Below are 24,347 nucleotides of genomic sequence, written 5' to 3' on the forward strand. Positions count from 1 at the left end.
ATGGGGATATGTGGGGTTAATGGGGTTGTTGTCGGGTGTAATGGGGTGTAAATTGGCCAAGTGGAGACGGTGACTTTTGGTACGGCAATTGTCCGGATTTACGGCCGGAGTAACGGCAAGTGGGAGGTGAAATGGCGAGAGGCAGGGCGCGGTCGCAGCACCACGAAGACGAACAAGGAGGAGGCGCTAGCAGTAGCTAAAGCCCAAGCGAGGAAGCTCGATGGCGCGTCCGGGAAGCAGTGGGTCACTGCCGGCGAAGCTGATCTTCTCAAGAAGGTGAAAGCGCTCGCAGGGGAACGCTCCCCGTTCATGTGGCTCGACAAGGTGGAAGAGGCAATCAACGCCTCGGGCGGACTCAGCGAACTTCATGAAGCAGCCAATTCTTATGCGCTGGCGAGAGCTAAAGAATTTGTCAGCCGTAGCTTTGCCGACCTGTATGACCGCTTGGAGGACGAGTATCGATCTCACCGGCGAAGCGAAACTTGGAAAACGATTCGAACTGAACTCAAACCATTCAGAGACGAAATCGGATCTCTGCTCGTCGAAAGCATCAGCCCGGAAAATGTTGCCGAATGGTGCGGGCGGGGAAACCCATCTCCCAGGACATACAACAACCGGCGCTCGATTTGGGGCACTGCCCTTGGACGAGCGCGTGATCTCGGATGGATCAATCTTCACGCCCGCACCGCAGCTGAGATCTCGCCCAAGCGCCGTGAGGCGAAGAAATCACCAACTGTCTGGTCTCCCCAAAATGGGCGTCAAATTCTCGCGCTGCTACGCGAGAAGCATCCTGATCTGGTCGCATATTTCGCCCTTCAATGTTGGGGTGGACTGCGGCCTTCCGAGGCACAGGACATCGAGTGGCGCGACATTGGCGAACCGAGTGGCTACATCCACGTGAGGCATGAAGTGGCCGGCAAATTAAGCGCAGAGCGGTTCGCTCCGATTCAGTCGAACCTGAAGGCGATTCTCGAATCCCTACCCGACATCGAGAATCGTCATTCCGAAGGTAGATCAGTCTATCATCGCCGCCGAGATATTGCGCGCTTGGCCACTTTTCCAGCTCCCTTGAACGCTGCGACAAGACTGGCTGAGGCTGTAATCGCTTCTGGAGTGGTGAACAAATGGCCAAACGACGTGTGTCGCCATTCCTTCTGCACCTACCGCCTCGCATCCACAAAAGCCATCGGGGCCGTTGCCGAGGAGGCGGGAAACAGTGAAGCAGTGATCCGAAACAACTACCGCAAGCCGGTGCCAAAGGAAATGGGCGAGGAATGGTTTGAGATCCTATGATCAGGCCACCTTTCTCTGCTTACCGAGCAGATCTCGGAGCAGGGCCTCTGCCCCGCGCTCAATGGACTCCGTATCATCACGGACGAGGGCCTCTTTGACCCATTGGCGAAATCCTTGCGGCTTGGGAGGATCTTCCGACTCTGCCTTTACGCGGATCTCAGAGATTACCCGCTGACGGTCCTGCGAAGGGAGGGCTAGTATCTTGGTCGTGAGCGGGAAATCCCCACCACACAGCCCGTGGTAGATGATGAGATGGCGAACGACCTGGTTGCGTGAAATGCCCATTCGCGAGGCGGTAGCATCAAGGATGGCAACTTCATCATTGGTGAGAGTGACGGAGGTTTTCACGTTGAGTTTCATGCAGGCAGGTCAGGAGTGTTTAAGGATTCCAGAAGGGAGTGATGCGGAGAGTGACGCGATTGAGTAGACGGAGCAAGCTGTTAGTGTTCTGGTGAACACATGAAACGTGCCGCGCATCACTCCTCACCCTTCGTTGAACACCGTGGAATCCAGTTTTCTCAGTGCTTCCTGACGCCGGGAACGTTCCTCCGGAGTGATCGTGCTAACCGAATTCGGATTGACCGAAAACGAAGCCGAGCGGTCGGGCTTGGGGAGCCCGACCAGTTCTTTCGCGTAGCATCGGATATCCCAAACCCAGCGTAGAAGGGTCGAAATGATCCAAAGCCCGACAGCGGAAAAAACTGTAGAAACCGCAAAATAGACTGCGATTACCACATTACCGGCCAACACGGCAATGATCGCCCCTGCTGCGAGTAGAATAGACACAAAGATATTGATAATGAGGAGGGCAGAGATGATGCCCGGTTCATCTGCGGAAGACCGTTCGTTCATGCGGGCGATGATATAAACAAATCCGAAATTCGTCTTCCGTAATTATCGCGAAGCCTTATTTCCCGGCATTATTCTTGCCGTTTTTTTGGGGGGAAGGGAGCTGGTCAAGAACGATGGATTCTAGGACTAAAGCCTTAAGTAGCTCTTCGCGACTCGCGAATCCGCGGCGGCTCTGAAGTTCGGAAAGCAACCTTCCCTCAAGAGGGGTGAGTGGGGTCACTGCGATCTCGCCGGCAATCAATCTCTCAACTGTTTCTGCTGCCTTCCCGTGAGGCTTGTTCCGACCGCTTTCCCAGTTATGGACGGTCGAAGCGCTGACGCCGCACAGCTCCCCAATCTCTTCGCGAGAAAGCCCCTTTTCCTTTCGCCAGGCACGAAGCGCACCGCCCTCAAAGTGTGAATCCATAAAGTCGACTTTAGATAAAAAGTCGCGACTCGCAACTTTTTTGTTGCAGATGTCGCGACTCGCTACAAACGTCCCTTCATAAATCGCGACTCGCGAAAAACCGCTCACCACATGAACTCCGTATTTGACCCGCAGATCCACCTCACGGCTTCGGATGAAACACGCCTTCGTCAGGCTGCGAAAGCACGTGGTCTCAAGCTTGGCGACTATATCGAAGCTGTCCTGAAACGCGCGCTGTTTTCCGAAGAAAGTACTCGAATCACCAGCACTGAGAAGGAGGTAGCCAAGTGAAGCTACTCCCGGTGGCGACGATTTGCCGATTCCTCGGGAAAGATCCAAAGGACGGGGAGCACCTGATCGAAAGTGGCTTGCCTGTCGCTAGAATTCCCGGCGAAGCGAAGAATACTCCACGCGTCGTCCCCGCTGCGTTCATCGGCTGGATCTCTGACCGACTGAGCGGGACCGCGAAGCCGGAGCACATCGAAAAGGACCTTCGGGAATTTGTCGCGGAGGAGAACGCGAAGCGGGGAGGGGGCAAGCGGTGATGACGATGACCGATGCGCTGCGTCGCGATCTGGCGACCTCCATCGGGCTTGCCCGCGACGCGAGGGAGCAGGGTCTCCGGCATGCGGTGGCGGCGCACCTGCGGGTGATCCGCGAGACCCGCACGGCGATCCGCAAGCAGCGGAATCCCGGCCCCGACCAAACGATTTGCCCCCGGTCGCTGGCACGACCGAGGGCTGAGCACGAGTGCCCCGCGAGGGGCGAAACGCAACACGAAATGAGCACGAAGAAACACATGCGTCAATGCGCCCCGGGGCTGGCACCCCGGTCGCCCAAGGAGGATGCGGTCCGGAATGTCGCGGCGAGCCCGCGGTCCACGGACCGGCATTCCGAATCACGAAGCCCGCTTCCCCGCGAGGGCGGATCGGCCGGTGAACCGCCGGAGCCGCTTTCCCCGGTCCAGTCGCTCGGCGACGCCGAGCTGAAGCACGCGATCCGCGAGCTGTCCGTCGTCCTGTCGCTGCAAGGCGCGGGCGAGGTGAGGCTGCGGTCGTTGAAGGCGGAACTCGAACGCCGTCGCGAGAAGCGCCGGGGAGAGGAGACCGCACGATGATGTCCGCCGCCGACCATGAGCGCCGGGCGGGCGAATGCCGCACGCGGGCCGCACTGCTGGCGATCCTTTCCACCGTGCTGCTGGCCGCGGTCTTCGCCTTCGCTATCCACCAGGCTCCGGCGCTGGCGATCGGTGCGGCGATGGCCTTCGTGTGGGGGCTTTTCGCCGCCGCCACGCAGATGAAGGACGCGGCCCGCCATGAGGACGAGCACGTCGTCCTCGAACACCTCCGCCGCCAGCGGGAGCGGCGCGAGTCGATCTGATCCTTTCCCTCCTTTTCCCGCCTCCGGCCCCTGGCAGGGCCGCGGCGGGCGACCCGAAGCAAACACCCCCGGAAGACCGGGAACCACCCATGAGCACGAGCACGAAAGCACAACGCAAACTGAACCTCTCCGCCCTCTGTGATGCGGACCAATACGAGCCGGTCGTGGCCGGCTGCCTCACCGACAAGCAGTCGAAGGCGCTGCCCCCGCGGCACCTGGCGAACTTCCTTTCGCTGGCCGCGGAACTCTTCCTCACCCACTACGACGGGATCTCGCATTCCTTCGAGATCAACAACGGGGCGGAGGTCTCTCTGAAGCTGCAGCTCGGTCCGCAAAAGGACGAGCTGAGGCTTTCCTACAAGCCCGCCAACGAGGTGAAGGACTCGGCGATGGCGACCGTCCCCGATCCCGACCAGGTGGAGATGGACTTTGCCAAGCCGAAGCCGAAGCCGCCGGAATCCGCTCCGGCACCTGCTACGGTCGTGGACGTGGCAGCCGTGCCGGAGCCCCTCCTGGGACTGCCCGCACCGGAGGAGACCGAAGAGGAAAAGCAGGCCTACCTGGACGGGCGCGAGGCCTCCGCGAACGGGCGGGCCTTCAGCACGAATCCGAACCTCTTCAAATCCGCCGCGTGGTTCGCGTGGGTGAAGGGCTGGGACGACGGGCGCAGGCGCTGCGAGGACCCGGATGAACAGGAAGAGGAAGCGCCACAGGAGCGCGACACCCCTGACGAAGACGGCACCTCCTACCTCTGACCGCGACGACCATGAATCCGGATATTTCCACCACGCCGGCGCTGGAGTCGGCCATCGCATCGCTGCCCGGCTGGTCGGTGTGCATCACCACCCGCAACTGGTTCCACGACGGCTCGGGCCGGACGGCCAGTTACGAGGCCTACGCCTGCCAGAAGGGCGGCGCGAGCGTGAGCAGCCACGGCAAGGCGACACCCGAGGAAGCGGTGAAGGACCTCGTCGCGCAGGCGAAGTCCTACGACCCCGTCGAGGACCTCAAGCGCCGCGCCATGGCGCTCGGCATGTCCGTCGCCCCGCTGAACCCCACCAACCCCCATCCCTGACTTTTTTTCCGATGTCCACATCATCCCTCATGATTTCCCCGGGCGATGTCCCGGCCAAGGCCCCGGCTGCCCTCACCACCGCCATCGAAGCCCGCGAGGCCCAGAGCGTGCAGGTGGCGATGCTCGCCGCGAAGCGCTTCCCCCGCGACGAGCGGGCGGCACTCGACCGCGTGCTGAACTCCTGCTGCCGCGAATCCCTCGCCTCGGTGGCGATCTACCAGTACAGCCGCGGCGGCACGGACATCCAGGGTCCGTCGATCCGGCTCGCGGAAGCCATCGCCCAGCACTGGGGCAACATCGAAAGCGGCTGGCGGGAGATCGACCGCTTCAGGGACTCCGACGGCATGGGAGTCTCGGTGATCGAGGCCTTCGCCTGGGATCTCCAGAGCAACTACCGGGTGCCGCGTGTCTTCAACGTCCGCCACTGGCGGGACACGAAGAATGGTGGCTACGCGCTGACCGATGACCGCGACATCTACGAGATGTGCGCGAACCAGGCATCGCGCCGGGTGCGTGCCTGCCTGCTGGCGGTGATCCCCGGCGACGTGGTCGAAGAGGCGCAGCGCCAGTGCGACGTGACGTTGACCTCGAAGGCGGACACCAGTCCGGAGGCGCAGAAGAAGATCCTCGCCGCCTTCGAGCCGCTGGGCGTCTCGCGGGCGCAGATCGAGGCGCGTATCCAGCGGCGGCTCGAATCGATCACCGCGGCGCAGGTGGTGCAGCTCCGCAAGGTGCTGGCCTCGCTGAAGGACGGCATGAGCAAGCCGGAGGATTGGTTCGAACCGGCGGACAAATCCGCCGCGGCTGCCGCCCTCGACGGCGGTCCCATCGATCCCTTCGCGAAGGCCAACCCGCCCGCCGATGCGAGCGCCCCGGTTGCCGCTCCCGCGGCTGCACCGGCGAAGGAAGAAACCGAATCCCTGATCTGACCCCCGACGATGAACCACACATTTGAACTGATCCCGCTTTCCATCGAGACCCGCGGGGAGGTCATCGCGTCGAACGTCGATGAGTTCCGCGAGCTCGTCCGTGGCGCGCTTTCCAACATCAACCGCGACCTGAAGACCGACGAGGAATTCGGCCAGGCGGAACTCGACGTGAAGGCGCTGAAGGGTGCCGAGGACGGCGTGAGGTCCGCGAAGGAAAAGGCCATCGCCGATGCGGAGCAGCTCAACGCACTCTTCGTGGCCCTCGACGAGACGGCGGAGGAAATTCGCGCGCCCCGGCTGGAACTCGAGAAGCTGATCGCCCGGCGCAAGGACGAGGTGAAGAACGAACTGATCACCGCGGCAATCGCCCGGCTCGACTGCGCGCCGCGGCTGCGGGCCGGGACATTCGGCAAGGGCCTCACCGAGTGCATCAAGGGCAAGCGCACGCTGGAGACCATGCGCAAGGCGCTGGACGTGGCCGTGACCACGCACAACGGGATGATCGGCCAGTGCCGCGTGGCCATCGACACCTTCATGTGGGATCATGGCAAGGAGCTGGTGCCCGATGCGGAGGACCTGGAGGTCCGCGGGCTGGAATACGTCCAGGGCGAACTTCGCCGCCGCCTCGACATGCGGCGTGCCGAGGCGGAGAAGAAGCGGCTCGCCGCCGAGGCCGAGAAGGCGAAGGCGGAAGTCGCGGAGATGAAGCGCAGCGTGGCGGAGTCGGGCAAGGCACCGCTGCCGCCCATCGGCTCGGTGCCCCGCAGCATGCCGCGCGCGTCGACGATGGCCCCGACGGAGCTCGAAGTCTCCGCCGAGTGGGAAGCCTTCCGGGCGAAGGTGCTCGCCGCCTTCAAGCCGGTGAAGGATGCCCGCGAGGCGCTCCGCTGCCCCGGCAATGTCACGCGCGCCGCGGGCTTCGCGGAGGCGGTGGGCAAGGCATGGAAGGAGGTCGCTTGAAGATCTGGCCGGAAATGGAGCAGCGCACGGAGCAGTGGTTCCGTGCGCGGGCCGGGCGGCCGACCGCGAGCCAGTTCTCGCGGATCGTCACGCCGACCGGAAAGGACTCGGAGCAATGGGACGACTTCGCCCTGGAGCTGGTGGCGCAATGCATCCGCCCCGACGAGGTCGAGTGGACGGGAAACCGGCACACCGACCGCGGCGAGGAACTGGAACCGGCGGCGCGCGATCTCTTCCGCGAGATGATGGACCTCGACGTGCGCGAGGTCGGCTTCATCACGCGGGCCGACGAGGTGATCGGCTGCTCGCCGGACGCGCTGGTCTATCAGCGCGGCGCGGCCCATCCGCTGGCCGGGCTGGAGATCAAGTGCCCGCTGGCGAAGCACCACGCGCGCTATCTCGTCGAAGGCGTGCTGCCCGATGCCTACCGCGCGCAGGTGCACGGCAGCATGGCGGTGACCGGCCTGCGTTGGTGGTATTTCATGAGCTACTGCCCCGGGCTGGTGCCCTTCGTCCTCCGGGTCGAGTGGGACAGCTACACCGACAAGCTGGCCGGCGCGCTCGACCGCTTCCTCGTGTTCTACGCGGAACGGCGGAAGCAGGTGCTTCCGGTGCTGCTGGGAAAGGAGGCTGCGTGATCGACCTTTCCGACACCATCACCTTGCTCTCGCTGGGAGCAGGAGTGCAAAGCACCACGCTTGCCTTGCTGGCCGAGGCCGGGGAGATCGAGCGGCCCGCCGCCGCGATCTTCGCCGACACTGGCGACGAGCCCGCGAAGGTGTATGAGCACCTGGAGCGGCTCCGCGGCATGATCTCCTTTCCGGTTCATATCGTCCGCGTTGGCAAGGGACTCGGGGCTGACTTCCTCGGTGCCCTTTCCAGCGAAACCGGGAGTTGCGGGCAGCCGCCGTTCTACGTCCGGGCTCCGGACATGACACCGGAAGAGATCGAGCATGTCCTGTGCATGCCGGAGCCGCGGCCCGAGGACTTCCCGGCGAGTGACGCCTTCTTCCTCAGCGCGGACGACTCGGAGCAGTGGGGGGAGAACGACGCCTTCGGGCAGGCGCTCTACAGCCATTGGGCGCTTCGCAACAAGGCGCTCAGGAAAGACGAGGGCGGCATGCTCTGGCGGAAGTGCACGACCGATTACAAGATCATCCCGATCCGACGGAAGGCGCGCCTGATCATGGAGGCCGCGGGTGCCCGATGCATCGTACAGCAGATCGGGATCTCCACCGACGAGGCCGAGCGCGAGAGGACATCGGACGTGCAGTACATCCACAACGATCACCCCTTGCTGCGGCTCGGCTGGTCGCGTGCGAAGTGCGAGGCATGGCTGTGGGAGCGCTTCTCCATGCGGGTGCCCAAGAGCGCGTGCCGGTGGTGTCCCTACCGGTCCAATGCGGGCTGGCGGGCGATGAAGAAGGATGAGCCCGACGAGTTCGAGCTGGCTTGCCAATTCGACGAGGCGATCCGCGAGGCGCAGGGCAAGAAAGTGAACGGTGCCGGCATCATCGGTCGGCTCTACGTCCACCGGTCCTTCACGCCGCTGCGAACGGCGAACCTGGCCGACCTGCCCGGCCAGCGTGATTTCGGCTTCGAGCAGGAGTGCCACGGGATGTGCGGACTTTAAAATGATTGCTTTCCATCTTCCCATCACCCCGCCCAAGGCGACGAGCCAAGGCGCGGGGAAGCGGATCCTAGTGAAGGACGGCAAGCCGATGTTCTTCAAGAACAGGAAGGCGACCAGCGCGGAGAACGACCTCACCTTGCTCTGCTCGCGGCACGTGCCCCGCGAGCCGATGGACGGGCCGCTGAGCCTGAGCATCGACTTCGTTTTCCCGTGGCGTGCCTCGGAGCCGAAAAAGCGCATCGCCCTGGGGCGCGTGCCGCACACGTCCAAGCCCGACTGCTCGAACCTCGTGAAGATGATCGAGGACTGCCTGACCAGGCTGCAGTTCTGGAAGGACGACAGCCAGGTCGCCGACCTCCGCGTCACGAAGGCGTGGGGGAAGGCGGTGGGGATCTACGTGGCGATCCGGCCCCTCCCATCCGAACCCGCACCGGCGGGCAGCCCCGGCAAATCCGACCCGACCGAACCCGTCCATGGCTGACCTGCCATACCTGCAATTTTTCCCGGCCGACTGGCTGCAAGATACCCGTGTCCTGAGTCTCAGCGCGAAGGGCGCTTGGATCGACCTGCTCTGTGCAATGTGGACGGCGCGCGAACGCGGCCGCATCCGCATGCGTCTCCCTGCCTACGGGCGATTGATCGGCGCGACCGACGAGAGAACCGCACAGATCCTCGATGAGATCACCGACCTGGGCATCGCCGAGCGTGAGGACGGGGAAGACGGCACGATCACGGTGTGGTGCCGCCGGATGCTGAGGGATGCCGGGGAACTGGAAGCCCAGGCCGAACAGCGGAAGCAAAGCGCCGCGAATGCCGCGCGCGTGCGTTGGGGAAAGAAACCGCAATCCGGGCCGGATGCGTCGCGCATGCGACCCGCATCCGCAGCGCAATGCGAACCGGATGCCAATCCAGAAGCCAGAAGCCAGATGGTAAGTAAGCTAGACTACAACACCCGCGAGAACGATGCCACGGCACCGCCATCACCGGCAGCGTCCCCGCCGCATCCCGCGGTGATCCCCACCCTCGACGAGGCGAAGCGCTATGCCCTCTCGGCCCCGGTGCCGATCTCGGAGGATTGCGCGATTGCCTTCCACGACACCCAGCAGGCCGAGGGCTGGATCACGCGCAACGGGCATCCCATCGCGGACTGGCGGGCGGCATTGCGGCGCTATGCGAGCCGCTGGAACGAGTTCGAGAAATCAAAGTCGAGCCAGCCGCCGGCATCCGGAGGGAATCCACGCCCCCGGCCCCCGGCGACGCCCGCATCGGGCTACGGCGAATCCACCGATCTCAGCGGCCTATGAGCACGACGGCATTCACGGAGGGAGACACCCTCGCAGGCTTCGCCAGCCGACTCGATGCGATGATTGCGGCCATGCCGGAAGACGATGCTGCCGGGGTAGAGAGCGCCGCTGCGGTGCCGACGCCGCGTTGCACCTGGCACCCGATCTATTCGGCCCATGGCTGGCCGAACCGCTACACCGGCGAACTCGATGAAGCGACCGGCGGCGAATGGCTCGCATCGATCGCGCTGCTCCGCCCGGTGATCGAGAGCGGGGGCATCGGCCTGCTGCACGGCAAGCGCGGTGCGGGAAAGACGCGCATGGCGGCAGAGATCGCGCGCAGCGGTAGCTTCCCGCTGGATCGCACGGCGGGCGCGAAGCTCACCGGCGGGCCGGTGGAGGCGCGGCGCACGGCGGTCTATCGCACGGCCATGGGCTTCTTCCTCGACGTGAGGGCTACATACAAGAAGGACGCCCGGGAAACCGAGCGGGACGTGATCGAGGAGCTGAAGCGGCCCGGCCTGCTGGTCATCGACGAGCTGCAGGAGCGGGGAGAGACGGCCTTCGAGAACCGGCTGCTGACGCACCTGATCGATGCGCGCTACGGCGCGATGCTGCCGACGATCATCATCGCGAACCTGACGGCGGCAGAACTCGGCGAGTCGCTCGGGGCCTCGGTCGTGGACCGGGTGTACGAGAATGGAAAGAGGATCGATTTCACATGGAACAGCTACAGGAGGGCGGAACGATGAAGACCGAAGTGAATGCGGTGGACGGTGGTTTTTCGGGAGCGACGGAGGAGGAACTTTCCTTCGCGCAAATCCTGACCGCCCAACGGCTTGAGAAAATGATGACGGTCGCGGAGCTAGCCGCGGCAATCCACCGACCACCGAGGACGGTCGAGAACTGGCTGAGCGGGCTTCATGTGCCCGATGCTGAAGCTCGGAAAGCGGCACTCAATGCCCTTGGCTCGGCGGCTCCGTCCGCGCGTCGGCAGCGTGAGCTTCAACGGCTCCACGGCCTCACCTGGGACAAGAGCAAGCGGCGCTGGAAGCTCCGTCTCACGCTCGACATGGGGAAGAAGGTCGTCGGCAAGCGGATCACCGTGGCGCTGAAGACGGCGGACGAGGCCGTGGCGATGCAGAAGCGGGACGGGATCGTCGAGGCATACCGGCGGCTCGGGCTAACGATATCCCGGCGCTAGATGACGTACGACGGCCCAATTTTCATGACCGTGCGTTAGGCTCTGTTAGGGAGGTCTTCATGAGCCGGATTAATATGTGAAAAAGTCAATGTTAGTCGGGCGATATGCACGCTTTCGGGCTATTTGCATCTAAGCGAAAATATCTTATGGTCAGTGACTAATATCGGTTGCGAGTTGTAGCTTATCGCAGAGGTTCACCCGCCTCATCAGGGCGTTTAAAGCCGTAACCAAAACCAACCATGATGTCTCCTCGTTCATTGATTTTCCCCGCCATTGCCTCGGGCCTCCTCGCGACATCGGCTAGTGCCGTCACGATTTACACCATCGGCAGCGACAACTCCTTTTACTCGTTCGACTCGGCAGTTCCTTCCGTGGTCACCCAAGTGGGTGCTGCCGGATCTGCCGCCGGCTATGTTGATCTCGATGTATATGGAGCGAATGGATCGCTGTATGGCATCACTGCCAGCGGATCAGGAGCCAGCATCAACCTCTCGACCGGAGCCAGTTCCGGAGGGTGGACCCCGAACACCAATCCGATCACGGGTGCCGTCAATGCATTCGACTTCAATCCGGCTGCTGACCGAGTCCGTGTGATTTCCAATGGAGGAACCAACAACTATCGCGTCCAACCGGATTTCGCCTCCGCTCCTCAGACTATCACCAATCCGGGCGGGGTCACAGTGGATGGGGGATTCAATTTCACCTCCTCCACGGGTACGCTTCGCCCGGGAATTTTCGTTCTTGGGGCGGGCTACACCAACCCCGGTAATAATCCGGCCTCCACGATCCTCTATACGCTCTCCTCGGACGGCTTTCTGAATTCGCACACTACCCCCGCGGGATCATTCGGCGATGGTGTTGCCATCGGTGCCGCGGGCTTGGGATTCACTCCAACGGGTAGTGGCTTTGACATCGACCTAGAGGGGATCGGCTACGCAATCGCCAACTCGGACGGTGTGAGCAATCTCTACGCGATCGATCTCACGACTGGCGTGGGCACACTGGTGGGCGCTGTGGGCACTACCACCGGTCTCACCTTCAACGGATTGGCTGCGGTTCCAGAGCCATCGACCGCTCTCCTGGGCGCTTTGGCCGGTCTTGCTCTTCTTCGACGTCGCCGAATCTGAATGCCCTGAAAATTTCCGTGTTATTAGGGGAGCCTCACCGCAATTTGCGGTGGGGCTTTTTCATTTCTTGAGAATGGGACCAGACCGAGCGCTCGTGAAATCCGCGTCAGATCTAAAGGTGTTCATGTGAACTCTTTGAATCCTTCCGTAGTTCCGCCCTTTCACTGCACCCATAGGGAATTGCGAGACCCATCGGCGCTGGTGGAGCACCCGCGAAACCCGAATCGTCATCCGAAGAAGCAAATCGAGCTGCTGGCCCGGATCATCAGGCATCAGGGATGGCGGAATCCCATCGTGGTCTCGGCTCGCAGCGGGTTCGTGATCGCCGGGCACGGGAGACTGGCTGCGGCGCGGTTCCTCGGGCTGACCGCGGTGCCGGTGGACGTGCAGGAGTTCGAGACGGAGGCGGACGAGTGGGCACATCTGGTCGCGGACAACCGCATCGCGGAACTGGCCAACATGGACGAGGCCGGGCTAGGGGAGTTGCTCCGAGATCTGGGCGAGGTGGAAGACTTCGATCTGGATCTGACGGGCTTCGACGATGAGGCGCTGGCCGACTTGATGGGTGATGGGTCTCCGGCGGAAGGGGAAGGGGCTGCCGATCCGGCAGTGACGGGGAGGGGGCTGGTGGGGGATTTCGGGGCCGCGCCTTTCTCGGTCTTCGATGCGCGCTCGGGTGCCTGGCTGGACCGGAAGCGGGCTTGGATCGAGTCGGGTATCGCCAGCTCGGAGGGGCGGGCCGAGGAGCTTGCTTTCTCGACCTCGTCGCAACCGCAGGAGACCTATGACCGGAAGGCGGCGGTGGAAGCCGCGGAGGGGCGGAAGCTGGGGTGGAAGGAATTCGCCCAGCGCTTCCCGGAGGCGATGAAGCAGACCGGCACGAGCATCTTCGACCCGGTGCTCGCGGAGATCGCGCTGCGCTGGTGGTGCCCGGCGGGTGGACGCGTGCTCGATCCCTTCGCGGGGGGAAGTGTCCGCGGGCTGGTCTCGGCGAAGCTGGGCATGCACTACACGGGGATCGATCTGCGTCCGGAGCAGGTGGAGGCGAACGAGCGCCAGGCGGCGGAGTTCGGTCCGGTGCCGGGATCGGCACGGTGGATCACGGGGGACAGCCGCTGCTTGCCGGAGCTGATCGGGGAGGCGGAGCCCTTCGACTTCATGCTGAGCTGCCCGCCCTACTTCGACCTCGAGGTGTATAGCGAGCGTCCCGAGGACCTGAGCGCGCTGGGCAGCTACGCGGGATTCCTCGAGGCCTACCGCGAGATCATCCGGCATGCGTGCGCGCGGCTCGCGCCGGATGCCTTTGCCTGCTGGGTGATCGGGGACGTGCGGGATTCCCGCGGTTGGTTCCACGGGCTGACCGGCGACACGGTGCGGGCCTTCGAGGATGCCGGGATGCGGCTCTACAACGATGCGATCCTGCTCACGCCGGCGGGCTCGCTGCCGATGCGCGTGCGCGGGCAATTTGAGAAGTCGCGGAAGCTCGGGAAGACGCACCAGTACGTGCTGATCTTCGGCAAGGGAGATCCGGCGAAGGTGGCGGCACGGTGCACGCTGGCGCGGCTGCCGGAAGACGATGGCCAAAACGGCTGAGGAGTGCCTGCCTGCCCGCATCGATCAATGCGGCCGGATCCTGCCGGAGCTGCCGGTAGAAGTGCGGCTGCAGGATGGCGTCCTTTGCCCGGAGGATGTCGTCCCGGTGAAGGCCGAGATCAGGGAAGCGGGCGGCGAAACGAAGGGCGGCGTGCCAGTCGCCGGAGGCCATCAGATCGAGCAATTGCGACAGCTTGGTCCGCATGGGGCAGGAGCTAAGGGAGTCGCGTGGAAGCTCAAGGGGATAGACCGATGAAGAAGGGGAGACCGGCGAAGGAATTCGATCTCGCGGAGGTGGAGAAGCTCGGGATGCTGGGTGCCACGGCCGCGGAGATGGCGGCGTGGTTCAACGTGGGCGTGCGGACGGTGGAGCGCCGCATGGGGATGAAGGAGGGCGATTTCCGCCGCTCCTATGACCGGGGCTTCGGGCGGCTCAAGATCTCCCTCCGCCGCCAGCAGATCGAGGCAGCGAAGGGAGGGAACGTCACGATGCTGATCTGGCTGGGCAAGCAGCTCTTGGAGCAGGCCGACAAGCGCGAGATAAAGGAGGAGGCGACCGTGACCCAGCAGGCGGGGCCGCTGGCGCTGACGCCGGAGGATGAGGCATTCCTGCGACGAAAAGCAGAAGCGCTGACCGGCATCTGAGCAGCGGGGAGAACGGGAAGATGACCCGGAAAGGCAGTCGCCCCTCCCACACCCATGGGAGGGGCTATATGACTACGTCGGCGGACCTTGTTGCAAGCAAGCCCAGCCGACGGGCACTCTCGGTCAACACGTCGCGGGGTCAAGGGACGGAAATCGTGGGGACCATCCACCCCTCTCGACTGGAATTGCACGACCCCGCCAGCTGTCGTTATGGCAGGCCGGAAGAAAGCGAAGCAGGTGAAGCGGGGAAAACGTCCAGCGGGACGGCCGTCGCGGTATCGGGAGGAGTTTGCCGAGCAAGCGCGGAAGCTCTGCCGCCTGGGGGCGACGGACAAGGAGCTGGCCGAGTTCTTCGAGGTGGATGTGGCGACGGTGAACCGGTGGAAGCATCAGCATGCCCAGTTTCGCGAGTCCCTAAAAGACGGGAAATCGGCGGCTGATGCTGAGGTTGCGGACCGGCTCTATCAGCGCGCACTCGGGTTCAGCCATGCGGACACGAAGATCCTGCAGAACGATGGAGTGCCGGTGATCGTCCCGACGGTGAAGCACTACCCGCCGGACGTGGTGGCCTGCATTTTCTGGCTGAAGAACCGGAGGCCGGACCTGTGGCGCGACAAGGTGGGCATGGAGCACAGCGGACCGAATGGCGGTCCGATCCAGACCGAAGACGTGTTCCGTCCGTCACCGGAAGACGAGGAGGTCATCCGCCGCATCTCCGAGGCCCGTGAGCGGGTGAAGGGCGGTGATCACCAGGGCAACGGGGAAGGGGATGCGTGAAGACGCAGCGCACCATTCTCAGTCCGAGTGAATTCTCATGGTTCCAACTCTGTGAGAAAACGCTCTACGACTGGCAGATCGAGTGCCTTGAAGCCATCGGCCTGCAGGAGCACGGCGGGCCTCCTGTCGCCATTGCCGCGGCGAACGGATCGGGGAAGACGGCCAAGGTGGTGGCGTCGGCCATCTGCTGGTTCCTGAGCCGGTATCCGCGCGGGCAGGTAGTGGTGACATCCGGCTCCTTTCGTCAGGTGGAGAAGCAGCTTTGGCCCGCGCTCCGCGTGCATCAGCGAAAATTCCCCGGATGGAATTTCCTCACCACCGAGATCAAGACGCCGGAGGGTGGCTTCGCCATCGGCTTTTCCACCGATGACGCCGGTAGGGCGGAGGGCTGGCACCCGAAGATCAACCGGCAGACCGATCCGGTCTTCATCATCGTGGACGAGGCCAAGACGGTGCCCGATTCCGTGTTCGAGGCCTTCGACCGGTGCACGCGCGTTTTCCAACTCTGGGTCAGCTCGCCGGGCAAGCCGTGGGGGCAGTTCTACGAGGCCTTCCATGCGATGCGGAAACACTTCTGGGTCCGAAAGGTGCGGAGCGACGAGTGCCCGCACATCGACCCGGCGAAGCGGAAGCGGGACCTGGAGAAATACGGTCCGGACCATCCGGTCTACCGCTCGATGCATGATGCGGAATTCACCGAGGATGCCGAGCGTCTCGTGCTCTCTCCCGACCTACTCACCAAGGCGCTGGACGGACAGCCGGTGCCGCACGAGGACGGCGAGGTGGTGGCCTTCTGTGACTTTGCGGCGGGCCGCGACGAGAACGTTCTGGCCGTGCGCCGGGGCAACACCGTCCGCATCGTGAAGGCGTGGGTGGAGAAGAACACCATGCAGGCCGCGCGCGAGTTCGTGCAGCTCTTCCGCCTGAATGCCCTTCACCCGGGCCAGGTGTGGGGCGATGCCGACGGCCTCGGCACGGCGATGATCGATGCGATCGAGGAGGAAGGGTTTTACATGAAGCGCTTCCACGGGGGCCAGGGCGCATCCGACCCCGACGAATACTCGAACCTCATCGGCGAGGTGTGGCACGTCGGCTGCCGCGAGATCGAGCGGGGAAGGATCAACCTCGGCGTGATCGACCCAGACACTTTCAAGCAGCTCACGACGCGGAAGAGCGAGTGGGCGGAGAACGGAAAGCTACGGGTGGAGAGCAAGGACCGGATGCGTGCCGAGGGAAGGAAGTCCCCGGACCGCGGTGACGCCATTCTCGGGGCCATCGTGTGCGGTGCCCGCCTCTCCGGTGTGGTCACCGGGCAGGCGGTCGATAGCAGCGAGGTGGAGGACTCCAACTTTGCCTCGTCCCATGTCGGGGGATGGTAACCGGGACCACTCCACATCGTGGATACCGGGAGATGACGGGCGCACGGTGTGATGCGTCATGAACGAAACCAGTTCCCCACACTCCAATCAGACGCAGCTCAATGGTGAGCTGATCTCGGTGGTGCCGCCGCTCTGGCGCTCACAGCTTGTCCGCGTGCTCGAAGTGCTTGGCGTGGTCGCCATGTTCCTCGGCGGCGCGGAATTCCTCAGCTTGTTGAATTCTTTGCCCGATGGCGTGGCCCCGCAGTGGGCATTCCTCATCGGCGGAGTCGTTAACAAGTCAGCACGGCCTGCCATCGAGTTCTTCGGCGACTGGTTCGATGACGGCGAGCTGAACAAGTCGTTCAAGATCGGCCCGACGGTCGGACTGATCGCCGTGCTGTGCGCTCTCTCCGTCGGCCTCACCTCGTGCCAACACCTGGCAGGCACGCAGATCGGCTTCGACGAGAACGGGGCGCTGGTGGTGACCCCGCCGACGAAGCCCGTCGTGATCCCGCTGCAGGACGGCAAGTAAGCCCGCGCCGCAGCACCTTTCCTTTCCAACCAAGCGAACCGCGGCCGGCCCTGCCCGCATCCAAACGAACGCCTCCCCCGACGGCCGGAACCAGGGGGAGGCGAAACCTTTTCCACGATCCCTCCATGTCCACGAAGACCATCATCATCGATCCCGGGCACGGGATGAGCAACCGGCGGTCCGGAGTGTTCGATCCCGGAGCCGTCGCCGCCGGAGTGCGGGAGGCCGACATCGCGCTCGACTGGACCAACGAGCTGCGCGGCATCCTCCAGGCAGCCGGGCACAAGGTGGTGCGGACGCGCAGGGATCATGCTGACCCGGCCCCGGTTGGGAAGCGGGCGGGCATCGCGAAGCAGTATGGCGGGGAGGTAATGATTTCCTTCCACTGCAACTGCGCCGACGGCCGGGCGCACGGCACGGAGACCTTCTACAGGGGCGATGGGAACCGCGCTATGGCGGCCAAGCTCAACGAGGCGGTAGCGGAAGTGCTGGGGACGAAATCTCGCGGCGCGAAGACAGAGGCGCAGAGCCAGCATTCCTCGCTGGCCGTGCTTTCATTCAAGCAGTGCTACCTGGTCGAACTTGGCTTTATCGACAATTCGAACGACCGGGTGAAAATGCTGGATGCCGGGCTGCGCCGGAAGGCGTGCGAGGCGCTGGCGAAAATCCTTACCTCATCTTGATCATGGAAGTCCCACTTGGCTGGTTCTTGGCAACCATTGCTGCCTTGTCCGGGTGTATCTGCACCTTGGCGGGGATCATCTTCAGCTCGCTCAATGCCCGGATAACCTCGCAGTCGCGGGTGATCACTGATCAGGCGGTCCAGATGGAAGGATTGCGGAAGGACATTGAGCGGCTATCCGCAGGGTGCGGCGCTGCGTCCTGTCTGTGGGTCCATCGGAGACCTGCGATCATCGTTCCGCCGAGTGTATCGCCACCGGAGGCATAATATGCGGATGGCAATGACGGCGGTGAAAAGGTCGCATGCCATGCATCGGGGTTCGGATCGCTGCACAGCAAAAGCCGATCCTAGCAAGGACAATCGGGAATATCGGCATCTTGAATCAGTTCGGGTTGCTCCACCCATTCTGAGCCTCCCTATTGGGCGGATGAATTCGACACCGCCCCCAATGGGAATGATCCGAGCCTTCTTTTCCATGGAGTCAGCCTCAGGGCTGATTCTCATGGCTGTGGCGGCAATGGCACTTGTCGTGGCCAATTCGGCATTCGCGCCCTCCTATTTTGGGATTCTAAACAGCTATGCGGGTGGTCTAAGCATTCTTCATTGGATCAACGACGGACTGATGGCGGTCTTCTTTCTTCTTGTGGGTCTGGAGATCAAACGGGAACTTCTTGAGGGCGAGCTTTCCACGTGGCAGCGCCGAGCGTTGCCGGGCTTTGCGGCCCTGGGGGGCATGATCGTGCCGGGAGCGGTCTACTACGCATGCAATCTTGCAGAGGGAGGGCAGGCGAGAGGATGGGCGATCCCCACAGCTACAGACATCGCCTTCGCGCTGGGGGTGCTTGCCTTGTTGGGATCGCGAGCTCCCGTATCGCTGAAGATTTTCCTCACTGCTCTGGCAATCATTGATGACCTCGGAGCGGTATTGATCATCGCGATTTTCTACACGAATGAGATCGATCTTCGTTTCTTGGGAGGCGCTGCAGCCACATTAGGTGTCCTTGGTCTGCTAAACTACCGAAATGTTACCTGGCTGAGCATCTATTGCGCACTGGGAATCGTGCTTTGGGCATGCCTTCTGAAATCCGGAGTCCATGCGACCCTCGCCGGCGTCCTACTAGCTCTCACCATTCCGCTTCGGTTATCGGCACAGGCCACAATCCAACCGCCTCTGAAGCGTCTGGAACACTCAATTCATCCATTCGTGGGTTTCCTCGTAATTCCGATTTTTGGATTCGCGAATGCCGGCGTTTCCCTGACAGGATTCAGTCTCCCGGCGCTCGGTGAACCGGTATCCCTCGGCGTCGCCCTCGGCCTTTTTGCGGGAAAGCAGGTGGGCGTTTTTCTTGCCTCTGCTATAGCAATCAAGGCGGGCATTGCACGCCTTCCTGACGGAGCCAACTGGCGGCAGCTCTACGGTGTGTGCGCCCTTTGCGGGATTGGATTCACCATGAGCCTGTTCATAGGCCTTCTGGCATTCGATGCTCCGGATATTCAGAATCAAGTGAAGCTCGGCGTAATGATTGGGTCGGCAGCGTCGGCGATCCTTGGTGCTGCTCTGCTGATTCCCAAGCGAGGCACTGATTTTAAGTTAAGATGATCTCGTCGCCCGCGAATTGATCAGTTCATTCTAAATAGAATAGTTTTCGGGCAATCTGCGTGACGGCATGGCGCGTTCCGTGCGGTTCGCCCGAGTGAATACTGACACAACGGAGAGCGAACTTATACGGGTCTAGGCAGATCTGCTTTTTTGGATGTGTGGCATTCTTCTAGCGAGACCCTCTGATCCTCCCCTGACGACATGGGCGGAAAATCACTATACTCCAATGAACGAGAACGTCCGTGAAATGAGCCCCATCACCCTCGATACGGTTGACGGCCGTCGCACCTTCCTCCGCCGCCTCAGCATGCTGGGAATCGGTGGCGCCGGCATTGTCGCTGCACCTTTCGCCAAGGCCGATCCCCGGCCGACGCCTTACAACAAGAAGGCGCGGACAGATGCCGCCGTGCTCAATTTCGCGTTGAACCTGGAATACCTCGAAGCCGAGTACTATCTGCGCGGCACTACCGGTCTTGGACTGGAGGGCGCTGTCATCGGCACCGATGGAGCAGGCACCGAGGGTGCCGTCACGGTGAAGCAGAATCCGAAGGTTGTATTCTCGACTCCGGCGGTCGAACAGTATGCGAACGAGATCGCGATCGATGAAGCCAACCATGTGCGCTTCCTCCGCGAAGTGCTCGGCGCATCGAAGTATGACCAGGTGGCACGGCCGCAGATCGATTTGTTGAACAGCTTTAACACGCTCGGCACGCTGCTGGGCCTGGAATCCTTCGACCCCTTCGCCAATGAAGTGAATTTCCTTCTCGGAGCATTCATCTTCGAGGACGTCGGTGTCACGGCCTACAAGGGGGCGAGCCCTCTTCTGACCAACAAGGTCTATCTGGAGGCTGCTGCCGGTATCCTCGGTGTGGAAGCCTACCATGCCGGCTCGATCCGCACGCTGCTCTACAGCCTGGGAACCGATGTCCAGAACACCGCGAACGCCATCTCCGATATCCGCGCTTCCCTCGACAATCTCGCCTCTCCCAGCACTCCAAAGCTGGACCAGGGGATCAGGTTGAACAACGTGGCCAATATCGTGCCCGCAGATGGGAACTCCGTGGCATTCAGCCGCACCACGCGTCAGGTGCTCAATATCGTCTATGGTGCACCCAATGCGACCTCCGGGCTCTTCTTCCCGGCTGGGTTGAACGGAAGCATCCGGTAAGTTTCGACAGTTGTTCGGTTAGCTAAATCGGAAGGCACCATGGCTCACGCTGTGGTGCTTTTCAGTTTTCCGCAGTTTGGAAAACCTCAAGTCGATACGAAGTTCACCATGCAAATACTTCCTAGGGAAATAGGACAACGTTGAGCCCCCCTCCACCCAGAGGGGGGCTCTATGTCGGAATCCTACATGGGCCTGGGGTCCACAAGGATTCCTATCACCGTACGCTGTCTGTGAGCATCGACGGGCGAGCCTCCTTCGCACACCCGCCGACCCAAACTCACCATGTCCCAGTAAGCCGACAATTGAGTGCGTGCCACCGAAGGAATAGTCAGAGGAGAATTTTTCTTCTATCTCCCTCTTGTGGTCGCATCGCCGAGAATTTTCATCGCGAACTGTTTCTATCGGAGAGCGTGGATGTTCGAGCTGTCTCCTTCTCAATCCATTCCTTCACGAGTTCGGCGCACTCAAGGTATTCGACGTTCGAAGCCTCGGGGAACTCCTCGTAACGCAGCTCCGTAACTCCGTCGGCCATGCGAACATATACGAGGATCTTGGCCATTTCATTTGCCCACACGGGAACGGCGGCGGTTCCTTCATGGAGGAGCTGCAGGAGGCGGGCTTTCATGAGATCGCTAATCACGTCTTAATCTTGAGGCGGTCAAAGGACGATCTGAGATCCAGGCATTAGGTTTTTCCTAAGGGCGAGATCGAAAAATTAGCGTTGAACTTTGCTTGCGGGCCGTGGCGTTTCAGTTTGCATGGCGGGGATGCTTTCGAGTTCCTCTGAGGCTGCCCGGGCTCTAACCCTACAGCGCTACAACATTCTGGACACGCCCCGTGAACTTGAGTTCGACCGCCTCGTCGAGCTGGTATCCAAGGTGTTTCATGCTCCGATCGCCTTGATCTCATTCCTTGATGGTGAACGTCAGTGGTTCAAGGCAGAGGTTGGCCTTGGAATCGATTCAACCGAAATCGGATGCTCGATCTGCCGACATGCGGTGGAATCGGACGCCCCCGTCTTCGTGATCGGCGACACGCTGCTCGATGAGAAAACGGCGGCTAACCGGTTGGTGACCGGCGAGCCCAAGGTGCGGTTCTACGCCGGAGCCTCGTTGATCACGCATGAAGGGGTGGGCGTAGGAACCCTTTGCATTTTGGACTACGTGCCGAGGCAGCTAGATCCCCATCAGAAGGAATTGCTGGCCAGCCTGGCCCGGCAAGTCGTTCTGATGCTGGAAGCCCGCACGCGGTTGGAGATCCGTGACCTGGAAAACAATTTTCTTCGTGGTGAAGCCGTTGTCCGGGTTGAAGAGCTTCAAGCAGCTCAGAACGAGGGAGCCGATCTGAAGGTCAAATTGGCGGAGCGCAAGGACGTCCTCGCCATTGTGACGCACGATCTTCGAAGCCCCATGACTGCAATCACGCTGGTCGGGCATCTCATGAAGGAGATGGCCGCGCGAGAGCCGTCTCCTACCATCGAGAAGCTTTCCTCCTTGTTGGTCAGTGCATCCGACGACATGAGCCGCCTCGTCGCTGACCTCACCGACATCTCCGTGATCGAACAGGGGCAGCTTCGGATGAAGTTCGAAATATTTGCCATGGCCGATCTGGTGGAGAGCCTGAAGTTGAGCCACGCGATGCTTGCGGAGGACGCGGGCGTACTGCTGAGGTTCGATCTGCCAGAGGTGTTTTCCCTGATGCTCAAGGGCGATCCCTATCGATTGCGGCAGGCGCTCAGCAACCTGGTGGGCAACGCGATCAGATACACCCCAAAGGGCGAGACGATTGCCATCGGCTTCAACCGGTCGCACGAGGGCTTTTCCATTACAGTCACCAATCCGGGCGTGGGAATTGCGCCGGAGTCCTTGGACAGGATCTTCGACCACTTCTGGAGCGAGGGTACAGGGCTGAAGCGCGGGCGAGGCATAGGACTGTCGATTGCTCGCGCCGTTGCCCGGGGCCACGGAGGGGAGATTTCCGTTTCGAGTGAAGTCGGCGGGCTCACCACCTTCAAGATGACGATTCCCAGCCGCGGGATCTCAGATTGAAATGAAGCCCCCGCGGTCGCCACCGCGGGGGCTTGTGTCATCACCCAGGCGATCCTCCCAGATCCAGCCCGGTAGCACTCATGACACAGGTTGAAGCGTCGTCGGCTCGATAAAGTTTCTTTGCCGTGGATGGGAGAATTCCGAAGGGATCGTTCGGGAAAACCTATGTGATACCACTTGTGGGTTCGCTCTGATCGGTGAGCAAGTAGGTTTTGCCGTCCTTCTGGCGCTCCAGCAGCCCGCGATCCACCAACCGGGAAAGACGATTCGAAACCATCACGCGGGTGGTGTGAGGGATGGGGGCTCGTCGGCCCATCGCCTTTCCGCTTCGCCGCGGGTGGCCATGCAGCTCCTGATAGATCAATTCGGATGAGCAGGTCCCGCCATGCCGCGATGCCAGATCGAGGATCGCCTTTTGCTGTGAGCTGAGTCGTAAACGGTTCACGGTTTAACTTGGGCTGCGGAGCGAGATCTAACGATTTTGTGAACTTCTTGCATCAACTGACTTTATGTGTTCAATGGGCTTTCCCCCCCCTTGTGTGACGCTGGCTTGTGTGTGCGCCAGTCCGAGGTGCCCTCTCCAGGCGACGGAGAGGGCACCGACGAAAGGTGCGCCCTCTCCGCGAACGGAAAGGGCGACGGGGAGGGCGGTCGTCGAGGCAGCATTCGATGTGCTAGCTATTCGGACCGTGTTTTCCAAAAGGCATGCAGGAACCCAGGAGCAAAGCCCGCTGCATACCGTCAATTTGACGGGGGGAGCTTACACAATGCACGGCAGCGCACATGCATTAATCGCGCGTCCGATTGTAAAGCGGCGAAAAAGAGCCCCCGCAGGGACAGACCCGCGGGGGCTCTTGTCGGCACGCGGAGCAGCCCCCCGACTGTCCCAGATGCATGCGCTGACGCTCCAGATTAGCTTGGAAACCTAAAATTTCTATCAAAAAAGTGTCGAGAGGGCAGGGTCGATGAGGATCGCCTCGCGCTGCGCCGGCCAGATCTGAAGAGCAGCCCTTAAGAGCACCCGTGCACGCCTTTCATCACCGCGCAAAAGGTGGATCGCGGCGAGTTGCTGGAGGACCCCGGCCGAGTAGGCGGCGTCCTGCTCGTTGCCCGTTCCCAACATGACAGCGAGAGTCTCGGTCATGTCCCATGCCTCCATGGCCAAGGCACACCTGAGACGGACCCGCATGATCGGAAAGGTGGTCCGCATGCTCGGAGGAAGATCCTCAATGAAGTCCCACGCCTCGTAATGGAGCCCGAGCTCGGCGTAGCCCTCTGCTTCAGCGACGACGGCATCCTTTTCCATCTCAGCGGATTGCCTGTTCCCAGAGGAAGAACTCGTAGCGTAGAGAGTCCACGGTAGTGAGCCGGTCTTCGCTGTCGGCTTCGTCGAAATCGGCTTCCACGAGCACGGACCCTTTCAGAAGTCCCTGGCGCTCACGTCCCATCTCCGTGCCATGGGGATTCACGCCGGCAAGGCGCTCCTCAAACATGACGCTGATATCCACGTGCAGCGGGAGCACGACTTCTCTAGGAAGGTATGTATTCAGCTCAGACAGCTCGCAAGTAGCCACGGTTAGGGTGGTCTGAGTCATATCGTCGTCAAAGGCGACAACCGTGGAACCAATGCGATGATGGCGGAGGAACTCAATCAAACTTCCCCGGAATTCGTCCGTGCGGATCAGCCACTGGATGGGCTGCTTTTCGAATGCGCTCATGGGCCGGATATATCGAATGAAAATCCGTTTGGGTCAATTTCCAGCCTGCTTGTGGAGCCCTGGAAGGCCGGGACCAGTCAT

The 24,347-nt window shown here is 62.0% G+C and carries 30 protein-coding genes; 24 read left to right on the top strand and 6 right to left on the bottom strand.

Annotated elements, in window-relative coordinates:
- The first annotated feature begins 60 nt into the window (after window positions 1-60).
- Window positions 61-1,293 carry a tyrosine-type recombinase/integrase gene (locus OKA04_RS12710; protein ID WP_264501545.1) on the top strand — a complete coding sequence of 411 codons (1,233 nt, stop codon included), beginning with the start codon at window positions 61-63 and terminating at the stop codon, window positions 1,291-1,293.
- Here the strand turns inward: OKA04_RS12710 and OKA04_RS12715 are convergent, their stop codons facing one another.
- From OKA04_RS12715 to OKA04_RS12725, 3 genes are all read right to left on the bottom strand, one after another.
- Window positions 1,294-1,653: a hypothetical protein gene (locus tag OKA04_RS12715; RefSeq protein ID WP_264501546.1), complete on the bottom strand. Its 360-nt coding sequence runs from the start codon at window positions 1,651-1,653 to the stop codon at window positions 1,294-1,296.
- 123 nt (window positions 1,654-1,776) lie between these two features.
- Window positions 1,777-2,145, bottom strand: coding sequence for a hypothetical protein (locus OKA04_RS12720; RefSeq protein ID WP_264501547.1), 369 nt, complete (start codon window positions 2,143-2,145; stop codon window positions 1,777-1,779).
- Between the two features lie 55 nt (window positions 2,146-2,200).
- Window positions 2,201-2,890: a helix-turn-helix domain-containing protein gene (locus OKA04_RS12725; protein WP_264501548.1), complete on the bottom strand. Its 690-nt coding sequence runs from the start codon at window positions 2,888-2,890 to the stop codon at window positions 2,201-2,203.
- 211 nt (window positions 2,891-3,101) lie between these two features.
- Here OKA04_RS12725 and OKA04_RS12730 point away from each other — a divergent pair, with 211 nt between their 5' ends.
- The 22 genes from OKA04_RS12730 to OKA04_RS12835 all read left to right on the top strand — a co-directional run bounded on the left by OKA04_RS12730 (window position 3,102) and on the right by OKA04_RS12835 (window position 20,500).
- The gene (locus OKA04_RS12730) at window positions 3,102-3,668 is read left to right on the top strand and encodes a hypothetical protein (protein ID WP_264501549.1); all 567 of its coding nucleotides are present in this window, start codon (window positions 3,102-3,104) and stop codon (window positions 3,666-3,668) included.
- On the top strand, window positions 3,665-3,931 hold the full coding sequence (locus OKA04_RS12735; protein WP_264501550.1) for a hypothetical protein: 267 nt from the start codon (window positions 3,665-3,667) through the stop codon (window positions 3,929-3,931). The genes OKA04_RS12730 and OKA04_RS12735 overlap by 4 nt, the downstream gene beginning before the upstream one ends.
- 89 nt (window positions 3,932-4,020) lie before the next feature.
- Window positions 4,021-4,686: a hypothetical protein gene (locus OKA04_RS12740; RefSeq protein WP_264501551.1), complete on the top strand. Its 666-nt coding sequence runs from the start codon at window positions 4,021-4,023 to the stop codon at window positions 4,684-4,686.
- Window positions 4,687-4,697: 11 nt separating this feature from the next.
- Window positions 4,698-5,006, top strand: a complete 309-nt coding sequence (locus OKA04_RS12745; protein WP_264501552.1) for a hypothetical protein — start codon at window positions 4,698-4,700, stop codon at window positions 5,004-5,006.
- 11 nt (window positions 5,007-5,017) lie between these two features.
- Window positions 5,018-5,935, top strand: a complete 918-nt coding sequence (locus OKA04_RS12750) for a hypothetical protein (RefSeq protein WP_264501553.1) — start codon at window positions 5,018-5,020, stop codon at window positions 5,933-5,935.
- 9 nt (window positions 5,936-5,944) lie between these two features.
- A complete protein-coding gene (locus tag OKA04_RS12755; protein ID WP_264501554.1) occupies window positions 5,945-6,895 on the top strand; it encodes a hypothetical protein in 951 nt (316 codons plus the stop codon).
- Between the two features lie 14 nt (window positions 6,896-6,909).
- Window positions 6,910-7,533: a lambda exonuclease family protein gene (locus OKA04_RS12760; RefSeq protein WP_264501555.1), complete on the top strand. Its 624-nt coding sequence runs from the start codon at window positions 6,910-6,912 to the stop codon at window positions 7,531-7,533.
- Entirely contained in the window at window positions 7,530-8,528 is a 999-nt protein-coding gene (locus OKA04_RS12765) for a hypothetical protein (RefSeq protein ID WP_264501556.1), read from the top strand. The genes OKA04_RS12760 and OKA04_RS12765 overlap by 4 nt, the downstream gene beginning before the upstream one ends.
- 1 nt (window position 8,529) lies before the next feature.
- Window positions 8,530-9,009: a RusA family crossover junction endodeoxyribonuclease gene (locus OKA04_RS12770; RefSeq protein WP_264501557.1), complete on the top strand. Its 480-nt coding sequence runs from the start codon at window positions 8,530-8,532 to the stop codon at window positions 9,007-9,009.
- Window positions 9,002-9,832, top strand: coding sequence for a hypothetical protein (locus tag OKA04_RS12775; RefSeq protein WP_264501558.1), 831 nt, complete (start codon window positions 9,002-9,004; stop codon window positions 9,830-9,832). The genes OKA04_RS12770 and OKA04_RS12775 overlap by 8 nt, the downstream gene beginning before the upstream one ends.
- A complete protein-coding gene (locus tag OKA04_RS12780) occupies window positions 9,829-10,563 on the top strand; it encodes an AAA family ATPase (protein WP_264501559.1) in 735 nt (244 codons plus the stop codon). The genes OKA04_RS12775 and OKA04_RS12780 overlap by 4 nt, the downstream gene beginning before the upstream one ends.
- Window positions 10,533-11,015 carry a helix-turn-helix domain-containing protein gene (locus tag OKA04_RS12785; RefSeq protein WP_264501560.1) on the top strand — a complete coding sequence of 161 codons (483 nt, stop codon included), beginning with the start codon at window positions 10,533-10,535 and terminating at the stop codon, window positions 11,013-11,015. Before OKA04_RS12780 ends, OKA04_RS12785 begins: the two co-directional genes overlap by 31 nt.
- A 257-nt stretch (window positions 11,016-11,272) precedes the next feature.
- A complete protein-coding gene (locus OKA04_RS12790; protein WP_264501561.1) occupies window positions 11,273-12,142 on the top strand; it encodes a DUF4394 domain-containing protein in 870 nt (289 codons plus the stop codon).
- A gap of 180 nt (window positions 12,143-12,322) precedes the next feature.
- Entirely contained in the window at window positions 12,323-13,735 is a 1,413-nt protein-coding gene (locus OKA04_RS12795; protein WP_264501562.1) for a ParB N-terminal domain-containing protein, read from the top strand.
- Complete coding sequence (locus OKA04_RS12800; protein WP_264501563.1) at window positions 13,719-13,991, top strand: hypothetical protein; 273 nt, start codon at window positions 13,719-13,721, stop codon at window positions 13,989-13,991. Before OKA04_RS12795 ends, OKA04_RS12800 begins: the two co-directional genes overlap by 17 nt.
- Window positions 13,988-14,380: a hypothetical protein gene (locus OKA04_RS12805; protein WP_264501564.1), complete on the top strand. Its 393-nt coding sequence runs from the start codon at window positions 13,988-13,990 to the stop codon at window positions 14,378-14,380. The genes OKA04_RS12800 and OKA04_RS12805 overlap by 4 nt, the downstream gene beginning before the upstream one ends.
- A 210-nt stretch (window positions 14,381-14,590) precedes the next feature.
- Window positions 14,591-15,157, top strand: a complete 567-nt coding sequence (locus OKA04_RS12810) for a hypothetical protein (protein ID WP_264501565.1) — start codon at window positions 14,591-14,593, stop codon at window positions 15,155-15,157.
- A complete protein-coding gene (locus tag OKA04_RS12815) occupies window positions 15,154-16,536 on the top strand; it encodes a DEAD/DEAH box-containing ATP-dependent helicase (protein ID WP_264501566.1) in 1,383 nt (460 codons plus the stop codon). Before OKA04_RS12810 ends, OKA04_RS12815 begins: the two co-directional genes overlap by 4 nt.
- A 58-nt stretch (window positions 16,537-16,594) precedes the next feature.
- Window positions 16,595-17,050: a hypothetical protein gene (locus OKA04_RS12820; protein WP_264501567.1), complete on the top strand. Its 456-nt coding sequence runs from the start codon at window positions 16,595-16,597 to the stop codon at window positions 17,048-17,050.
- Window positions 17,051-17,175: 125 nt separating this feature from the next.
- Complete coding sequence (locus OKA04_RS12825) at window positions 17,176-17,733, top strand: N-acetylmuramoyl-L-alanine amidase (protein ID WP_264501568.1); 558 nt, start codon at window positions 17,176-17,178, stop codon at window positions 17,731-17,733.
- Window positions 17,734-18,159: 426 nt separating this feature from the next.
- A complete protein-coding gene (gene nhaA / locus OKA04_RS12830; protein WP_425503676.1) occupies window positions 18,160-19,332 on the top strand; it encodes a Na+/H+ antiporter NhaA in 1,173 nt (390 codons plus the stop codon).
- Between the two features lie 247 nt (window positions 19,333-19,579).
- Window positions 19,580-20,500 (top strand): ferritin-like domain-containing protein, encoded by a 921-nt coding sequence (locus OKA04_RS12835; protein WP_264501569.1) that lies wholly within the window; start codon window positions 19,580-19,582, stop codon window positions 20,498-20,500.
- Window positions 20,501-20,882: 382 nt separating this feature from the next.
- Here the strand turns inward: OKA04_RS12835 and OKA04_RS12840 are convergent, their stop codons facing one another.
- Window positions 20,883-21,125, bottom strand: coding sequence for a hypothetical protein (locus tag OKA04_RS12840; protein ID WP_264501570.1), 243 nt, complete (start codon window positions 21,123-21,125; stop codon window positions 20,883-20,885).
- A 133-nt stretch (window positions 21,126-21,258) separates the two neighbouring features.
- Here OKA04_RS12840 and OKA04_RS12845 point away from each other — a divergent pair, with 133 nt between their 5' ends.
- Complete coding sequence (locus OKA04_RS12845; protein WP_264501571.1) at window positions 21,259-22,548, top strand: GAF domain-containing sensor histidine kinase; 1,290 nt, start codon at window positions 21,259-21,261, stop codon at window positions 22,546-22,548.
- A gap of 937 nt (window positions 22,549-23,485) precedes the next feature.
- Here the strand turns inward: OKA04_RS12845 and OKA04_RS12850 are convergent.
- Window positions 23,486-23,854, bottom strand: a complete 369-nt coding sequence (locus OKA04_RS12850; RefSeq protein WP_264501572.1) for a hypothetical protein — start codon at window positions 23,852-23,854, stop codon at window positions 23,486-23,488.
- A 1-nt stretch (window position 23,855) separates the two neighbouring features.
- Window positions 23,856-24,266: a hypothetical protein gene (locus OKA04_RS12855; RefSeq protein ID WP_264501573.1), complete on the bottom strand. Its 411-nt coding sequence runs from the start codon at window positions 24,264-24,266 to the stop codon at window positions 23,856-23,858.
- Window positions 24,267-24,347 lie beyond the last annotated feature (81 nt).

This window comes from Luteolibacter flavescens, assembly GCF_025950085.1.
GTDB lineage: Bacteria > Verrucomicrobiota > Verrucomicrobiia > Verrucomicrobiales > Akkermansiaceae > Haloferula > Haloferula flavescens.